The following is a 15,014-nucleotide window of genomic DNA, read 5'->3' as shown; positions in this document are numbered from 1 at the left end:
TCGGTCAGCCTTTGATGCTAACGCCGCGCAGGCGGATCAGGCCGTCCGGATAGGGCGTGAAGCCTTGCACCTTCTTCGACAGCTCGAACGGCCAGGGCTGGCTATAGACATAGACGATCGGATCGTCCTCGGCGAGCAGCTTCGACGCCGCGTCGTAATCCGTTTTGCGGTCCGCCGCAGTCAGTTTCACGCGCGCGGCGTCGAGATACCGGTCGACTTCAGGGTTGCAGTAATGCGCGTAATTGAGGTTGCCGGCGCACGTATTGAACTGATGCAGGTTGCCGTCGGGGTCGACGCGGCCCGACCAGCCGAGGTACATCGCCTCGAAGTCGCCGCTGTGCGCGGCATTGAGCTCGGTCGCGTAGTCGGTCGGCCGCAGCTTCAGGTTGAAGCCGGCTTCGCCGACCATCGCCTGCATCATCTGCACGATCTGGCTCGACACCGTGTTGTTCGGATAAGTGAACTCGATGTCGACATGCTCGTGGCCCGCCGCTTTCAGTAGCGCCTTCGCTTTCGCGACGTCGCGATGCGGCATTGGCAGCGACGCGTTGTAGTACGGGCTCGACTTCGGGATCGCCTGATTCGCCGGCGTGAAGATGCCGGCCCCGATCACCTGGTTGATCGCATCACGGTCGATCGCGAGGTCGAACGCCTGCCGCACCCGCTTGTCTTTCAACAGCGCGTTGCTGCGCTTGCCGTTACCGATATTGAACGTCACGTAGTAATAGCCGAACCCGCTGACCGGCGCGAACTTGCCGCTTGCGTCGCTCTTGACCGACGCGACATCGGACGGCGCAAGGCGTTCGAGCATGTCGAGCGAACCCGAGCGCAGATTGGCGAGCCGCACTGTGCTGTCCGGAATGGGCAGGAAGATCACGCGCTGGACCGGGTATTTATCGGCGTCCCAGTAGCCGGGGAATTTTTCGAGCACGACGCGATCGTTCTGCACGCGCTGGACGAACTTGTACGGGCCCGAACACACCGGATGCGCGGCAACGCCGGCCGGATCGGCCAGCGTCTTCGGCGCGAGCATCATGCCGGCGCGGTCGGTCAGCGTCGCGAGCAGGGCCGCGTCCGGCTGTTTCAACGCGATCGCGACCGTGTAGTCGTCGATTACATCGACGTGATCGACCGACGCCAGTTCGCTCTTACGATTGCTCGTCGGCAGCGTGCGGTCGCGGTCCAGGTTCGCCTTGACGGCGGCCGCGTTGAACGGCTCGTCATCCTGGAACTTGACTCCTTGACGCAGCTTGAACGTCAGCGTCTTGCCGTCGGCGCTCGTCGTCCACGACGTCGCCAGCATCGGCACGATCTTCAGGTCCGGCGTGATATCCACCAGCGAATTGCACAGCGACGCAAACACGATCCGGTCGACGAGCTGCACGCTGCGCGCGGGGTCGAGCGAACCGATGTCGTCCTGCAGGCCGATCCGTATCGTCTGGCTGGTCTGGGCCATCGCAGCAGTGGCGCCGAGCGCGAGCGCCGCGGCAATCAACATTCTTCGCATGAGGACTTTCCCTTTCTTTTCTAATTCAAAAAATGGTGCGCTAAACGGGCATCGGTGCGGCGGCAACTTGATGCTTCACTCGCTCTTCATCTCGGGCAGTGGTTCAATCGCCGCCGGCGGCGGCCAGCGTCGCCTGACGATCGCGGTAGATCGCGAGCCGTTCGGCCAATTTAGGGCTGACGCTCGTGAGCAGCGGCGCGCCGCCGGCGTTCTGGATCTCGCGCCAGAAATGGCACGCCACCTGCCGTCCGTCTTCGAGTCGCTCGCTGACCGGCCGCACTTGCGCACAGTGCGGCTTCGCGTGCGGACAGCGCGTATGAAAACGGCAACCGGACGGCGGCGCAGTCGGACTCGGCAGATCACCAGACAACGCGGGCTTCGCGCGCCGCTCGTGCGGGCTGCTCGCCGGAATCGCGCGCAGCAGCGCTTGCGTGTACGGATGCAGCGGCGCGTCGAACAGGGCATCGACGTCGGCCAGCTCGACAATCTCGCCGAGATACATCACGGCGACGCGATCGCTCATATGGCGAATCACCGCGAGGTCATGCGCAACCATGATCAGCGTGAGGCCGAGATTCTGTTTCAGTGTCTCGAGCAGATTGATCACCTGCGCCTGCACCGAGACGTCGAGCGCCGACACCGGCTCATCGCCGACGATCAGCTTCGGCTCGCCGGCCAAAGCGCGGGCAATGCCGATCCGTTGTCGCTGGCCGCCCGAGAATTCGTGCGGGTAACGGTCCGCATAGGCCGGTTGCAGGCCAACCGTGCGCAGCAGTTGCGCAACGCGCTCGCGGTGCTCGACGCCGTTGCGCGCGAGCCCGTGCAGCGCGATCGGCTCGCCGACGATCTGACCGATCGTCATGCCCGGATTCAGCGAGGCGAACGGATCCTGAAAGATGATCTGCATTTCGCGACGCAGCCGCCGCAGCGGCGCGCCTTGCTGGTGTGTGATGTCCACGCCTTGATAGAACACCCGGCCGTCTGTCGAGTCGATCAGACGGAGCAGGAGTCGGCCCAGCGTGGACTTGCCACAGCCGGATTCGCCGACGATCGCGAAAGTCTCGCCGGCGTTGACCGCGAACGACACGTCGTTGACCGCATAAACAGTGGGCGTGCGCGTGAAGAGATGCCGCGCACCGCCAAAATGCTTCGTCAGTGCGCGCGCCTCGATGATCGGCGACGGCGAACTCGACGCCGGGTCCGCATGCGGCGTTGCTGGAGTCAACCTCGTCATGCGAATTCCTTGCGTGATAGCGGCGCGGCGACCTGTTCGACCGGCGCTAGCCAGCAGGCGACGCGATGCACACCGTCGATCACCTTGTCGGGCGGCGCGGCGTCGATGCAGCGCTGCTCCGCGAACGGACAGCGCGGCGCGAAGCGGCAGCCATGCGGCATCATCTCGGGCGACGGCACTGAACCGCGGATCGTCGCGAGCGCGCCTTCACGCTTGCCGACCGACGGAATCGCGCCCATTAGTCCAATTGTGTACGGATGTTGCGGGTCGTCGAACAGATCGGCGACCGTGCCGTATTCGACGATGCACCCTGCGTACATCACCGCGACATGGTCGGCGACTTCCGCGACGACGCCGAGGTCATGCGTGATCAACACCATCGCGGTGCCGGTCTCGGCTTGCAGATTCTTCACGAGTGACAGCACCTGCGCCTGGATCGTCACGTCCAGCGCGGTGGTCGGCTCGTCGGCGATCAACAGGCGCGGGCGATTGGCGAGCGCCATCGCGATCATCACGCGTTGGCGCATGCCGCCGGAAAGCTGATGCGGGTAGGCGTCCAGCCTGCTTTCCGGCGCCGGGATCCGCACGAGCCGCAACATCTCGAGCGCTTGCTCGCGCGCCTGGCCGCGCTCGACATGGCGATGCCGCCGGATGCTTTCGCCGATCTGCTCGCCGACGGTGAACGCCGGGTTCAGCGACGTCATCGGCTCCTGGAAGATCATCGACAGCCGGTTGCCGCGAATATCGGCCAGATCGCGCTCGGACAGTGAGAACAGGTCCTTGCCTTCGAAGTGCGCGGTGCCGCCGACGCGGTGCGCAGGCGGGCTTGCGAGCAGACCCATCAGCGCGAGCGACGTCACACTCTTGCCGCAGCCCGATTCACCGACGATGCAAAGCGTCTCGCCAGGGCCGACTGAAAACGACACGTCGTGCACGAGGTTCGGCACCTCGGCCGCGCGCGAAAACTTCAACGAAAAGCCGCGGACCTCCAGGACCGGTCGACGGTCGGCATCGGGCATGCTTGAAAGCTCCATATCGGACTAATGGTCCTGTTCAATGCGTCGTTCCGGGACGATTATCTGGTGCGCTTTACGTTGGAAAATATTAATATTTCTTGGTCACACTTAAATTTTTCTTGTGGATGGGCAATGCCAACGCTGCGCATGTTGAGAACCTTCCGGGCCGTCGCACGAACCGGATCATTCGCCGCCGCGGCCGAGAGCGTCGCGCTGACGCAGGCGGCCGTGAGCTTGCAGATGCGCGCGCTCGAACAGGCACTCGGCCGCCAGCTGTTCGATCGCAGCGGACGGCAGATCGCATTGAACCGGCACGGGCAAGAGATCTGGCCGAAAGTCGAGCAGATTTTCGATCTGCTGACCGAGCTCGAGGGAACGCCGACGGATTCGATGGTCGGACCGGTGACGATCGGCGCCGTGGTATCGGTGATCGGCGCGCTGTCGCTGGTCGTCGCGCGGCTGAAGGCCGCCCATCCGCAACTGGATGTGCGGCTGCTATCGTCGCGCTCCGACGAACTGGCCAAGATGGTGGAGGCGGGAGAGGTCGATATCGCGGCGATCGTTGCGCGTGCGGACATCACGCTGCCCGACACGCTGAAGTGGACGACGCTCTACACGGAGCCGCTGATGCTGATAGCCAGCCGCAAAATCACCGATACCGATCCGCAGCGCATCCTGCTCAGCCACCCCTTTCTGCGCTTCGACCGTCGGGTGCGCACCGGGCGCGTCGTGGAGCATGCCTTGCAGGCGGCAGGCCTCGCGGTCAACGAGTACCTCGAACTCAACTCGATCGAGACTATCGTGGCGCTGGTGCGCGAAAATATCGGTGTCACGGTGCTGCCACTTCTGCACCGCGGCAACTGGCACAACGATCCATCGCTACGCGTGCTGTCGATTTCGAATTCACCGGTATTGCGCACGGTCGGCATGATCCATCGCGCGTCGTATGACAGACGCGCCATCACGCAGGCGATTATCGATACGCTGCACGGTAGTTAGGCGGCCCATCTGTGCGCGTGGGGTTGGCTGGCGAGAAGTGAAGAAAGGTGATCGGGAGGCCGGTTAACTGAACCGTTTACCGATGTGCAATCTGAGCGCGCTCGTCGACCACACCGGCAGGCAGATCCCCGACGCGCTCGCAGCGATGACGCGACAATTCCGCGCGACTGCACGCCGCGCATGCCTACCTCAAGCGTCACGAAGACTCACGACTTATCCGACGGCCGCGGAGTCAGCATCAGCGCCAGCACCGCGACCCCAATCACCAGCAACACGCCGCCATACACGGTGTCGTTGCGGGTGTCGAACAGAACGCCGTGAATGACCATCGCCATGCCGGCGAGCGCGACGAACACCGCGATGGCCGCGAACACGATCCGACGTTCGGCGCGAATCATGGCGCTCTCCCGCAAGATGGTTGGTGCCGTAAGACGCACAGGAACAACGGAAGACTTCCAACCTCGCACTATTCTCTTTCTAAAGACGACAAATCGCGCAGGAAGTCGAGCCGAAACCTCAATCTATCGTAGGCGGCGATCGGCCAATAGTAAATACGGATACCGCCTGGCTGCTCTCATATCCAAGGCGGCAGCGGCAGCCTCAGCGCAGCGCAAGCTTTCTTCGGATTGAATGAGTACTCAGAGATGCAGACGATCGACTGCTAAGGTGGCTGAAAATTCCACGCCACGAGTCGGCGCTGATTGAACGCCTAAAACTTGGGATGACATTCGAAATTCATGGACGATCCATGCTCCGTCAGCACTTGCACGCCGCTGACGGTTTCCGTCGTCACGCTGGCTTGCATGCCGCGATGCTCGCAGTAATCGCGCGCCTGGTTCATCGCCTGTTCGTGCGCGCGCGCCCACGCCATGCGTCCACCGGTAGCGCTTGCCGCGACTGTATAGGTGTTGGGCTTGCTGGTGGCCACCACGTCGCTGGACGTGGCGCATCCCATCAGACTCGCGCACGCGGCGATGGCCACGACAAGGGCGCGCGCGCGTCCCGACAGCGGGTATCGCTCGTTGAGCGCGCCGAATGCCGCCGCCCGCCCGGGCGTGTGGTCCGAGACTGAGTTGAACATGTGTCACCTGCACTTCATTACGGATTAGTCGATATCGAATTATCCGTAATCGCGCGCAAGAGATCAGCCTCGCCATCTGAAAACACTGTTGCTTGCGCCTAAACAATCGCACACAGCGAGTCCACTCGGCTCTCACCCGACATCAATTCGACCGCCTGTCACGCGTTCTATTGACGGAGGATCGTCGCACGCGCCAACGGGTGGCCGCGTTATCTCGCACCGTCCGTCCAACGCGAACAGGTCGGCACAGTCGTGGCTGTCGGTTCCCGTGTGAGCGCGTTCGGTAATTTTCCGCAGGCCTTGACCCATCTGGCGCTGATCAGCGCGGCATATCAGCTCGATCGCATCCTCGATAAGGTCCACATTCCGTGGACCTGAGCGCGGCGCGGGGCGCAAAAAACTTCCGCAATCGCACCTCAGCGTCTAGTCTGTAACCACACCATTCCAACCAGACCGGACATGAACCGGAGGAGACAGTCGATGGATCTCGAAGCACGCACCATGAAACGCGTAACGGTTCGGCTCGTGCCGTTCCTGATGCTCTGCTATTTCATAGCCTATCTCGACCGCGTCAACGTCGGCTTTGCTGCGTTGCAAATGAACAAGGCGCTCGGTTTTTCCGCGAGCGCTTTCGGTTTCGGCGCTGGGATCTTCTTCATCGCCTATTTTTTCTTCGAGGTGCCGTCCAATCTGCTGCTGGAGAAATTCGGCGCGCGCCGCTGGATCGCGCGAATCATGTTCACATGGGGCATTCTCGCGGGCGCGATGGCGTATATCCCAGATATTGCGCGTTACACGGGGCTCTCGGCCGCGCACGTGTTTTACGGCCTGCGCATTTTGCTGGGCGTAGCGGAAGCCGGCTTCTTTCCCGGCATCATCTTCCTGCTCACCTTGTGGTTCCCCGCCGCGTACCGCGGCCGCGTGGTCGGCTACTTCATGGCGGCCATTCCGCTATCCACCGTGATCGGCGGGCCGATTTCGGGCGCCTTGCTGTCGATGGACGGCTTCGCCGGACTGGCCGGCTGGCAATGGGTCTATCTGATCGAGGCGGCGCCCGCGCTGGTGCTCGCGTTCGCGGTGCTCTACTACCTGACCGACAAGCCTGCCGACGCGAACTGGCTCGCCGCAGACGAGCGCAACTGGCTGGTCGCGCGCCAGAAACAGGAGCGCGATCATCGCGAAGCCGTGCATGCTTTCAGCGTGAAAGAAGCGCTCTTCAATCCGCGCGTGCTCGCGGTCGCACTGATCTATTTCGGTGCGAACGCAACCAACTACGGGCTGAGTTTCTTCCTGCCGCAGATCGTCAAATCGTTCGGCCTCACCAACCTGCAGACAGGCTTCGTGACGTCGCTGCCGTATATCGTCGGCGTGATCAGCATGGTGTTCTGGGGACGGCATTCGGACCGCAAGCTCGAACGCAAACGGCACGTGGCGTTCGCGCTGCTGGTGGCGGCCGGCGGCATCGCCGCGGCGGCCGGGCTCGACAATCCGGTGCAGAAGATGATCGCACTGTCGATCGCCGGGTTCGGCATCTTCGGCTGCCTGCCGGTGATCTGGACCCTGCCGGCCGCATTCCTGTCGGGTGCGGCGGCGGCGGGCGGCATCGCCGCGGTCAACTCGCTCGGCAATCTGGCGGGCTTCTTCGGACCCTACGCGATGGGCTGGATCAAGGACAGCACCGGCGGCTTCGGCGCGGGTCTGTTGTGTCTGTCGGGCGCGGGACTCGTCGGGGTAGCGGCCGTTCTGCTACTGCATCACGACACTTCGCTCGAAGCGTCGTCCGGTTTTTCGGAACCTGACATCGCGGACGGCGCGGAGGCGGCGCGGCCCTAGACGCGATTATTTCCGCCGCGACCGGAACGGAACGGGCCACGCCGTGAAAGGCGTGGCCCGTTCCACATCAAGGCGCGCCGCGGCCGCTCGCCGACGTTGCCGGCAGCGCGTTGGCGGGACTGCCGGCATCGGGCGGCACTACGTCGTCCGGCGTGGGTGTCGGCGCCAAGGCCGGCTCGCCACCCCCGCGCGCTTCACCATCCACCGCCCCGCTCGCGGCCACCGGCGCCGAGCCCGGCGTAGGAAGCAGCGGCGGTTGCGGCAACGCACGCGGCTGCGCGGCCGCAGCGGACGCCGACGGCTCCACAGGCGCCGTCGGCGGCGCATGACGTGTCGTACTGCGCGGCGCAACCGGCGCCTCCGGCTTGGCCGGCGAAGCCGCGAACAGATTCTGGAACCACTCGCGCAATCTGCCCGAGCGCTCGGCAAACCAGCCCGGCTTCTCGTCGGTCGCGAACTTGACGCGCGTATCGACCAGCCTCGAGCGCTGCGCGCGCTGGAAGAAATCGCCGACGATCGGCAGCGCGCTGTGCGCCCCTTGCCCCCAATAATCGCTGCGCAAGGTCACGCGGCTGTCGTTGAAGCCCACCCACGCGCCCGCCACGAGTTGCGGGTGAATCAGGATGAACCAGCCGTCCGCATTGCCTTGCGTCGTCCCCGTCTTGCCCGCGACGTCGCCGCGCACGCCGAAACGGCTGCGAATGCTCGACCCCGTGCCGCGGTTCACCACGTCGCGCATGACGTCGATGAGCACGCGGTCGGCGTCGGCGGATAGCTCCTGTTTGGGCGGCACCGGCGCGAATTCGGCCAGCACCTCGCCCTTGCGGTTCTCGATGCGCGTCACCATTACCGGTTCCACGTAGCCGCCCAGATTGGCGATCGTGCCGTAGGCCGCGACCATCTCCTTCAGCGTGACGGGGCTCGTGCCGAGCGCGAGCGACGGCACCGGGTCCAGCTCGCTGTCGCGCACGCCCATGGCCCGGGCGAGACGCGCGACCTTGTTCGGCCCGACCGTCTCCATCAACTGCGCGGTAATCCGGTTGCGCGAATACGCGAGGCCGTCGCGCAGGCTGATCTTGCGCTCGCTCGGCTCGTCCTCGTCGCTCGGACGCCAGACTTCGCCGCCCGCCAGCGGGATTTCCACGGGCTTGTCCACGAAGGTGTCGGCGGGCTTCGCGCCCGACTCGAAGGCCGCCGCGTAGACGAACGGCTTGAAGGTCGAGCCCGGCTGGCGCCGCGCCTGCTGAACGTGATCGAACGGATCCTGGCTGAAGTCGCGGCTGCCCACCCACGCTCTGATCTGGCCGTTGCGCGGGTCCATCGCCAGAAAGTCCGCCTGCACGCGAGTCTTGGTCTCGCAGAGCGACTTGACCAGTTCGCGGTCGGACGAGACGCGCTTGAGCGCGTCGTCGTCGCTTAGTCCCGCGTCTTTGGCGGCGCGGTAGTCCGGTGTTTCGCGCAGGAAGGTCTGCAGCAGATCGCGGCCATTCGAGCAGCCCGAACGCGTGCCCCACGCCGCGTTGGCGATCCCCTGCAACTGGTTGCCCTGCAAGGTGACGGCTTGAGTGGCCATGGTCTGCAGACGCGAGTCGATGGTGGTGCGCACCACCAGCCCGTCGGCGTACATGTTGTAGTCGTTGCGATCCGCCCATGAGGCGAGCCACTTGCGCAACTGCTGTGCGAAGTGCGGCGCGGGTCCGGGCGGCTCGGTCTGGCGCTCGAAATCGATGCGCAACGGCCGGCGGCTGAGCGTGGCATAGGCCGCCGGCGTCAGCTTGCCGTACTTGACCATCTGCCCGAGCACCGTATTGCGGCGCTGCAACGCGCGTTCCGGGTTGATCACCGGGTTGTAATAGCTATTGCCCTTGAGCATGCCGGTGAGCGTGGCGCTTTCCAGCACGGTCAGATCGGAGGCCGATTTGTCGAAATAGGTGCGGGCCGCCATCTCGATGCCGTAGGCGTTGTAGAGGAACGGCACCGTGTTCAGGTAGGTCTCGAGAATCTCGTCCTTGGTGTAGAGCGCCTCGATCTTGAAGGCCGTGATCGCTTCCTTGAGCTTGCGCGTGAGCGTCGGCGCGCGGCCGATCTCGTCAGGATAGAGATTGCGGGCCAACTGCTGGGTAATGGTCGAGCCGCCCTGCCGGTCGCCGGAAAACGTGTGCAGCGCGGCCGAGGCCGTGCGCCGCCAGTCGAGACCCCAATGCTGGTAGAAGCGGTGATCTTCAGTGGCGATCAGCGCATTCACCACGTTGGGCGAGATGTCCTTGAGCTTGACCCACTCGCGGTTGGAGGGCTTGAATTCCGCCAGCAGCTTGCCGTCCGCCGACAGAATCTGCGCCGGCTGCTCGACCTTGGCCTTGCGGATGTCGCCGATGCCTGGCGTGAACGGGATCAGGATCAGCACATAGAGCACGAACAGCAGCGGCAGCGCCGCGCAAGCCTTCAGCACGCCGCGCCAGGTAGGATGGCGCACGTGCCACAAGGCTTGGGCGATCAAGGGGTTCGCCAGAGTCAGCCCTTTTTCAAGGGTCTCCAGAAATGAGGGGATCAGGCGCTTCACGCTAGCTTCGAGTCGGCTTGGAAAGGCGCAATCCTACCAAGATGCGCGGCGGCGGCCGATTTTTGTAGCGCCAGCGCGTCGCGAGGGGCCAAACCAGCGGGGTGCGCCCGCATCAATCGAGGCCCACTATAATGTCGCCAATTCCGACAAGAGGTGCTTCATGATCATCAAACCGCGCGTGCGTGGCTTCATCTGCGTTTCCACCCATCCGACCGGCTGCGAGGCCAACGTCAAGGAACAGATCGAGTACGTCAAGGCACGCGGCCCCATCGCCAACGGCCCGAAGAAGGTGCTCGTGATCGGCGCATCCACGGGCTACGGCCTCGCCGCCCGCATCAGCGCGGCGTTCGGTTCCGACGCCGCGACGCTCGGCGTGTTCTTCGAGCGCGCCGGCAGCGAGACCAAGGCGGGCACGGCCGGCTGGTACAACACCGCCGCCTTCGAGAAATTCGCCACGGAGAAAGGCCTGTACGCCACGAGCATCAACGGCGACGCCTTCTCCGACGAAGTCAAGCAGCGCACCATCGAAGTCATCAAGCGCGATCTCGGCCAGGTCGATCTGGTCGTCTACAGCCTCGCCGCGCCCAAGCGCACGCATCCGAAAAGCGGCCAGGTGTTCAGCTCGACGCTCAAGCCGGTCGGCCGTGCCGTGAATCTGCGCGGCATCGACACGGACAAGGAAGTCATCAAGGAAACCGTGCTCGAACCCGCCACGCAGGACGAAATCGACCACACCGTCGCGGTAATGGGCGGCGAAGACTGGCAGATGTGGATCGACGCCCTGCTCGAAGCCGGCGTGCTCGCGGACGGCGCGAAGACCACCGCGTTCACCTACCTCGGCGAAAAGATCACCCACGACATCTACTGGAACGGCTCGATTGGCGCGGCCAAGAAAGACCTCGACCAGAAGGTGCTCGGCATTCGCGAGAAGCTGGCGGCCAAAGGCGGCGATGCGCGCGTCTCCGTGCTCAAGGCGGTCGTCACCCAGGCGAGCTCCGCGATCCCGATGATGCCGCTGTATCTGTCGCTGCTCTTCAAGGTCATGAAGGAAAAAGGCACGCATGAAGGCTGCATCGAACAGGTCTACGGCCTGTACAAGGACAGCCTGTACGGCGCGGCACCGCATCTCGACGACGAAGGACGTCTGCGCGCCGACTACAAGGAACTCGATCCTGAAGTGCAAGACCGCGTGCAGGCGCTCTGGACTCAGGTGACCAACGACAATATCTACGAACTCACCGATTTCACCGGCTACAAGACGGATTTCCTGCGTCTGTTCGGCTTCGAAATCGCGGGCGTGGACTACGAAGCGGACGTCAATCCGGACGTGCAGATTCCGAAGCTCGTTCAGGTCTGACAGACGGCGGGGCCGAGGGCGGCCCCGCCTCGTTGACGCCTGGTTCACGCCTGCTGGCCGGGCACGTTAGAGAGCCGTTGCTTCGAGATCGTGGAGATTCTGCCGGGCGTGGAGAACGCTTACGCGAAAAGCTGCGAGCGCGAAGCGCCGGCCGCAGCCTGCGCCGCGCGTGCCACGCAGTCCCGCTCGACCTCAGCAGGGAAACGCGCCCTGCAGCGAACGGAGAATCGCGAGACCGATCGGAAAGTCGTCCGAAATGCTCGGGTGATTGTTGAAAAACTCGTCGAGCAACGGATAGACGTTCTGGTTGCCGATCGCGAGATTTTGCGGCGGACAGAAGAGCGGCGGACGTTTCTTCGCCACCAGATCTCCATTCGCCCAGCCGAACGCATTGATCGTGCCGGTGATGTACGCCGCGTAGATCGAGTTGTTATCGGCGTGCGCCCATTTTTTGTACTGGGCGGCCGTCATCTCGGCACTCGCATTCAGAGTGAAACACGCTGTCAGTAACGCCAGCGCAACTTTCGATACCCGCATCGTGGAACCTTCAATCGGTGTCGCAAAAGCGGCCATTGTAGGCGACTCGGGGCATGCCATGCAGAAGCGCTTGCGCAGGCAGGAATCCGTAAGCGTGACGCACAATTTTTGTAAGCGGCGCAGGCGTCCGCGAGAGCGTGTGCAAAGCCCGCCGCGGCCACTCGCGGACGCTACGGTGTGCCGTTGCGGCAATACGTTCGGTAAGCTTCGCGCGGGGCAAGACGCGCCATATAGGCCGCGACCGCGGGCAAATCGCCGTGCTGCAACGGCGTCTCAAGCCAGCGGTTGATAGACAGTGCGATCGGAATGTCCGCGAGCGAAAACGTCTCTCCCGCGATGAACGCGCCAGTCTGTTCCAGTTGACCTTCGATCACGGCCATATGCCTCGCCCAGTTCCCGCAAGACAGCTCGATCTGCCGCGGGTCTTGGTGGGCCGGAGAATGCCTGACGAGCGCCAGAAAAGCATAGCTCCAGGAGCGGTTCAATTCGCTCGCCTGCCAGTCGATCCATTGATCGCAGCGGGCGCGCTCGCGAGGGTCGACGGGATACAACGACTCGCCGTGATAGCGGCCGGCGAGGTAACGGATGATCGAGTTCGACTCCCACAACACGAACTCGCCGTCCTTGATGACCGGGACCATCGCGTTGGGGTTCAGCGCGAGGAACTCCGGCACGCCGGTCGCGCGAAATCCGGAGCCCCAGTCTTCCTGCTCGAATGGAAGCGCAAGCTCCGCACAGGTCCACAGGACTTTGCGGACGTTGATGGACGAGGTCTTGCCGAGGATCTGTAGCATGGGTTCAAACTGTATCGGCGGCGCGCTGAAGCCGACAGGCACGATTTGCGTCGTGCGCACCGGGCCAGCTGTGCTCAGTGCGAAGCGACAAAGATCGAGCCCGGCGCGGGCGGCGGCATGGCGAAGGTCTTGCGCAACCGGTCGGCCTCCTCGACCGGACTGCGGCCGAATAAGCGCTTGAATTCGCGGCTGAACTGCGAGGCGCTTTCATAACCCACCTGCGCGCACGCCAGCGCTGCCGTCATCTCGTTTCTCACCATGAGAAGGCGCGCCTGATGAAGCCGCGTCGACTTCAGATATTGCATGGGCGACGAGCGCGTGACTGCCTTGAAGTGAAAGTGGAAGGTGGGCACGCTCATGTTCGCCTCCAGCGCCAGCTGCTCGACGCCCAAGGGCTCGCCATAACACGCGTGAATCTTGCGGATGGCCTTGGCGATCCTCGCGAATTGTCCTTGCGCGGTCAGGGCGGCGCGCAGCGCCCCGCCCTGCTCACCCGTCAGCACGTGAAAATAGATTTCGCGCACCAGCGCCGGCCCGAGCAGCTCGGCCTCCAGCGGCACGCTCATCGCCTCCAGGAAACGCAGCACTGAAGCGCTCAACTTCGCATCGAGCGGCGTCGACATCATGCCGAGCGGCTCGGCTCGCACGCCCGCGTTACGCTCGTCGAGTTGCAGCATCAGATCGGCCGCCACTTTGAAGTCAAGGCGCAAATAGATCGCGAGCAAAGGCTCCGCCTCGCTCGCTTCGGTTTCCATCGAAAACGGCACCGGCACCGAGACGGCCAGATAGTGCTGCGCGTCGTACACGTAGACCGTATTGCCAAGAAAGCCCCGTTTGCGGCCCTGGCACACGATCACCACGCCGGGGTCGTACAGCACGGGCGTGCGACTGAGCGGCCGGTTCGAACGCAAAAAGCGCACGTCGGGCAACACAGTGAGGTTGTAGCCTTCAACGGGCGCGAGATTTTCGAGCAAGGCCACCATGCGTTGCCGCGCGCCTGGATTACGGTGTTTGGCCGTCACTTTTGAGCCCCTTCAAAAAACATGCATAGCCAGACGGCAATGTGCCACCGCCGCGCGGGAAAATCCATCGACTCATAGGATTAGGCAATCACCGCAGACGAACCGGTATTCGCACCGGGCCTGGCCGCCCCTACCATGCAGTCCTGGGCTGGCTTCCGTCGAGCCCGTGCGCTTTCGCCCGAAGGCGCCGCGTGACGGCGGATAAACAAAGGAGTGGATCACCATGAGCAAAACGTTTCTGATCACCGGCGTGAGTTCCGGTTTTGGCCGCGCGTTCGCGCAGGCTGCGCTCGACGCGGGTCATATCGTCGTCGGCACGGTGCGCAATCAGGCCGCGCGCGACGCCTTCATGGCGCTAGCGGCTGGACGGGCCCACGCCATCGTGCTCGACGTGACGGAGTTCGACGCCATCGCGCCCGCCGTCGCGACGATCACGCAAACGGTCGGCCCGATCGACGTCCTCGTCAACAACGCGGGTTACGGGCACGAGGGTACGCTGGAAGAGTCGCCGCTCGACGATATACGCCGGCAATTCGACGTCAACGTGTTCGGCGCGGTGGCGATGATCAAGGCCGTCTTGCCGGCCATGCGTGAGCGCCGCTCGGGTCACATCGTCAATATCACCTCGATGGGCGGCTTCATCACGTTGCCCGGCATTGCGTACTACTGCGGTAGCAAATTCGCGCTCGAAGGCATCACCGAGACGCTGGCGAAAGAAGTGGCAGGCTTTGGCGTCAAGGTGACGGCAGTCGCGCCCGGGTCGTTCCGCACTGACTGGGCCGGCCGCTCGATGATCCGCGCCGGCCGCAGCATTGCCGACTACGACGCCCTGTTCGACCCGATCCGCGAGGCGCGCGAAGCGAAGAGTGGCAAGCAGGCCGGCGATCCGCGCAAAGCGGCTCAAGCACTGCTGACGATCGTCGCAGCGGAGAATCCGCCGGTGCACCTGCTGCTCGGCAACGACGCGTTCGATCTGGTGAAAGCGAAGCTCGCTGCACTGAACGCGGAGATTGAAACGTGGGAGGCACTGTCGCGTTCGACGGATTTCGGCTGAAAACAACGATGCACGTGCGT

At 63.8% G+C, this 15,014-nt stretch carries 14 protein-coding genes; 5 read left to right on the top strand and 9 right to left on the bottom strand.

Annotated elements, in window-relative coordinates; genetic code table 11:
* Positions 1-4 precede the first annotated feature (4 nt).
* The 3 genes from AC57B1_RS19215 to AC57B1_RS19205 form a co-directional block, all read right to left on the bottom strand.
* Positions 5-1,507, bottom strand: coding sequence for an ABC transporter substrate-binding protein (locus AC57B1_RS19215; protein WP_408354842.1), 1,503 nt, complete (start codon positions 1,505-1,507; stop codon positions 5-7).
* A gap of 103 nt (positions 1,508-1,610) precedes the next feature.
* On the bottom strand, positions 1,611-2,741 hold the full coding sequence (locus AC57B1_RS19210) for an ABC transporter ATP-binding protein (RefSeq protein WP_496418307.1): 1,131 nt from the start codon (positions 2,739-2,741) through the stop codon (positions 1,611-1,613).
* The gene (locus tag AC57B1_RS19205) at positions 2,738-3,760 is read right to left on the bottom strand and encodes an ABC transporter ATP-binding protein (protein ID WP_496418306.1); all 1,023 of its coding nucleotides are present in this window, start codon (positions 3,758-3,760) and stop codon (positions 2,738-2,740) included. The genes AC57B1_RS19210 and AC57B1_RS19205 overlap by 4 nt, the downstream gene beginning before the upstream one ends.
* Positions 3,761-3,889: 129 nt before the next feature.
* On the opposite strand from AC57B1_RS19205, the gene AC57B1_RS19200 reads away from it, so the two are divergent.
* Positions 3,890-4,756 (top strand): LysR substrate-binding domain-containing protein, encoded by an 867-nt coding sequence (locus AC57B1_RS19200; RefSeq protein ID WP_091794190.1) that lies wholly within the window; start codon positions 3,890-3,892, stop codon positions 4,754-4,756.
* 206 nt (positions 4,757-4,962) lie between these two features.
* Here the strand turns inward: AC57B1_RS19200 and AC57B1_RS19195 are convergent, their stop codons facing one another.
* On the bottom strand, positions 4,963-5,154 hold the full coding sequence (locus tag AC57B1_RS19195) for a DUF2964 family protein (protein ID WP_091794192.1): 192 nt from the start codon (positions 5,152-5,154) through the stop codon (positions 4,963-4,965).
* 311 nt (positions 5,155-5,465) lie between these two features.
* On the bottom strand, positions 5,466-5,837 hold the full coding sequence (locus AC57B1_RS19190; protein ID WP_496418305.1) for a hypothetical protein: 372 nt from the start codon (positions 5,835-5,837) through the stop codon (positions 5,466-5,468).
* 252 nt (positions 5,838-6,089) lie between these two features.
* Between AC57B1_RS19190 and AC57B1_RS19185 the strand changes: the two genes are divergently transcribed.
* Entirely contained in the window at positions 6,090-6,215 is a 126-nt protein-coding gene (locus tag AC57B1_RS19185; protein WP_496418358.1) for a hypothetical protein, read from the top strand.
* 102 nt (positions 6,216-6,317) lie between these two features.
* Positions 6,318-7,670: an MFS transporter gene (locus AC57B1_RS19180; RefSeq protein WP_496418304.1), complete on the top strand. Its 1,353-nt coding sequence runs from the start codon at positions 6,318-6,320 to the stop codon at positions 7,668-7,670.
* A gap of 67 nt (positions 7,671-7,737) precedes the next feature.
* Here the strand turns inward: AC57B1_RS19180 and AC57B1_RS19175 are convergent, their stop codons facing one another.
* On the bottom strand, positions 7,738-10,230 hold the full coding sequence (locus AC57B1_RS19175; protein ID WP_496418303.1) for a penicillin-binding protein 1A: 2,493 nt from the start codon (positions 10,228-10,230) through the stop codon (positions 7,738-7,740).
* A gap of 160 nt (positions 10,231-10,390) precedes the next feature.
* Between AC57B1_RS19175 and fabV the strand changes: the two genes are divergently transcribed.
* Entirely contained in the window at positions 10,391-11,587 is a 1,197-nt protein-coding gene (fabV, locus tag AC57B1_RS19170; protein WP_408354860.1) for an enoyl-ACP reductase FabV, read from the top strand.
* 192 nt (positions 11,588-11,779) lie between these two features.
* On the opposite strand, the gene AC57B1_RS19165 is transcribed toward fabV, so the two are convergent.
* The 3 genes from AC57B1_RS19165 to AC57B1_RS19155 form a co-directional block, all read right to left on the bottom strand.
* The gene (locus AC57B1_RS19165; RefSeq protein ID WP_496418302.1) at positions 11,780-12,058 is read right to left on the bottom strand and encodes a hypothetical protein; all 279 of its coding nucleotides are present in this window, start codon (positions 12,056-12,058) and stop codon (positions 11,780-11,782) included.
* A 236-nt stretch (positions 12,059-12,294) separates the two neighbouring features.
* Positions 12,295-12,918 (bottom strand): glutathione S-transferase family protein, encoded by a 624-nt coding sequence (locus AC57B1_RS19160; RefSeq protein ID WP_408354866.1) that lies wholly within the window; start codon positions 12,916-12,918, stop codon positions 12,295-12,297.
* A 74-nt stretch (positions 12,919-12,992) separates the two neighbouring features.
* Entirely contained in the window at positions 12,993-13,901 is a 909-nt protein-coding gene (locus AC57B1_RS19155; RefSeq protein ID WP_408303501.1) for an AraC family transcriptional regulator, read from the bottom strand.
* A gap of 262 nt (positions 13,902-14,163) precedes the next feature.
* Between AC57B1_RS19155 and AC57B1_RS19150 the strand changes: the two genes are divergently transcribed.
* Positions 14,164-14,994 (top strand): oxidoreductase, encoded by an 831-nt coding sequence (locus AC57B1_RS19150; RefSeq protein WP_496418301.1) that lies wholly within the window; start codon positions 14,164-14,166, stop codon positions 14,992-14,994.
* The last annotated feature ends 20 nt before the right edge of the window (positions 14,995-15,014 follow it).

The sequence above is a fragment of the Paraburkholderia sp. BGA-UO-ETr-F21 genome (genome assembly GCF_059567925.1).
Note: the sequence above shows the minus strand (reverse complement) of the source record. Positions and strands in the feature narration are given on the sequence as shown.

Coding starts and splice junctions, on each gene's coding strand:
- AC57B1_RS19180 (WP_496418304.1), top strand. CDS start 6,318: ATGGATCTCGAAGCACGCACCATGAAACGCGTAACGGTTCGGCTCGTG.
- AC57B1_RS19150 (WP_496418301.1), top strand. CDS start 14,164: ATGAGCAAAACGTTTCTGATCACCGGCGTGAGTTCCGGTTTTGGCCGC.
- AC57B1_RS19155 (WP_408303501.1), bottom strand. CDS start 13,901: ATGGTGGCCTTGCTCGAAAATCTCGCGCCCGTTGAAGGCTACAACCTC.
- AC57B1_RS19165 (WP_496418302.1), bottom strand. CDS start 12,058: ATGACGGCCGCCCAGTACAAAAAATGGGCGCACGCCGATAACAACTCG.
- AC57B1_RS19190 (WP_496418305.1), bottom strand. CDS start 5,837: ATGTTCAACTCAGTCTCGGACCACACGCCCGGGCGGGCGGCGGCATTC.
- AC57B1_RS19195 (WP_091794192.1), bottom strand. CDS start 5,154: ATGATTCGCGCCGAACGTCGGATCGTGTTCGCGGCCATCGCGGTGTTC.
- AC57B1_RS19200 (WP_091794190.1), top strand. CDS start 3,890: ATGCCAACGCTGCGCATGTTGAGAACCTTCCGGGCCGTCGCACGAACC.
- fabV (WP_408354860.1), top strand. CDS start 10,391: ATGATCATCAAACCGCGCGTGCGTGGCTTCATCTGCGTTTCCACCCAT.
- AC57B1_RS19160 (WP_408354866.1), bottom strand. CDS start 12,918: ATGCTACAGATCCTCGGCAAGACCTCGTCCATCAACGTCCGCAAAGTC.
- AC57B1_RS19205 (WP_496418306.1), bottom strand. CDS start 3,760: ATGCCCGATGCCGACCGTCGACCGGTCCTGGAGGTCCGCGGCTTTTCG.
- AC57B1_RS19210 (WP_496418307.1), bottom strand. CDS start 2,741: ATGACGAGGTTGACTCCAGCAACGCCGCATGCGGACCCGGCGTCGAGT.
- AC57B1_RS19215 (WP_408354842.1), bottom strand. CDS start 1,507: ATGCGAAGAATGTTGATTGCCGCGGCGCTCGCGCTCGGCGCCACTGCT.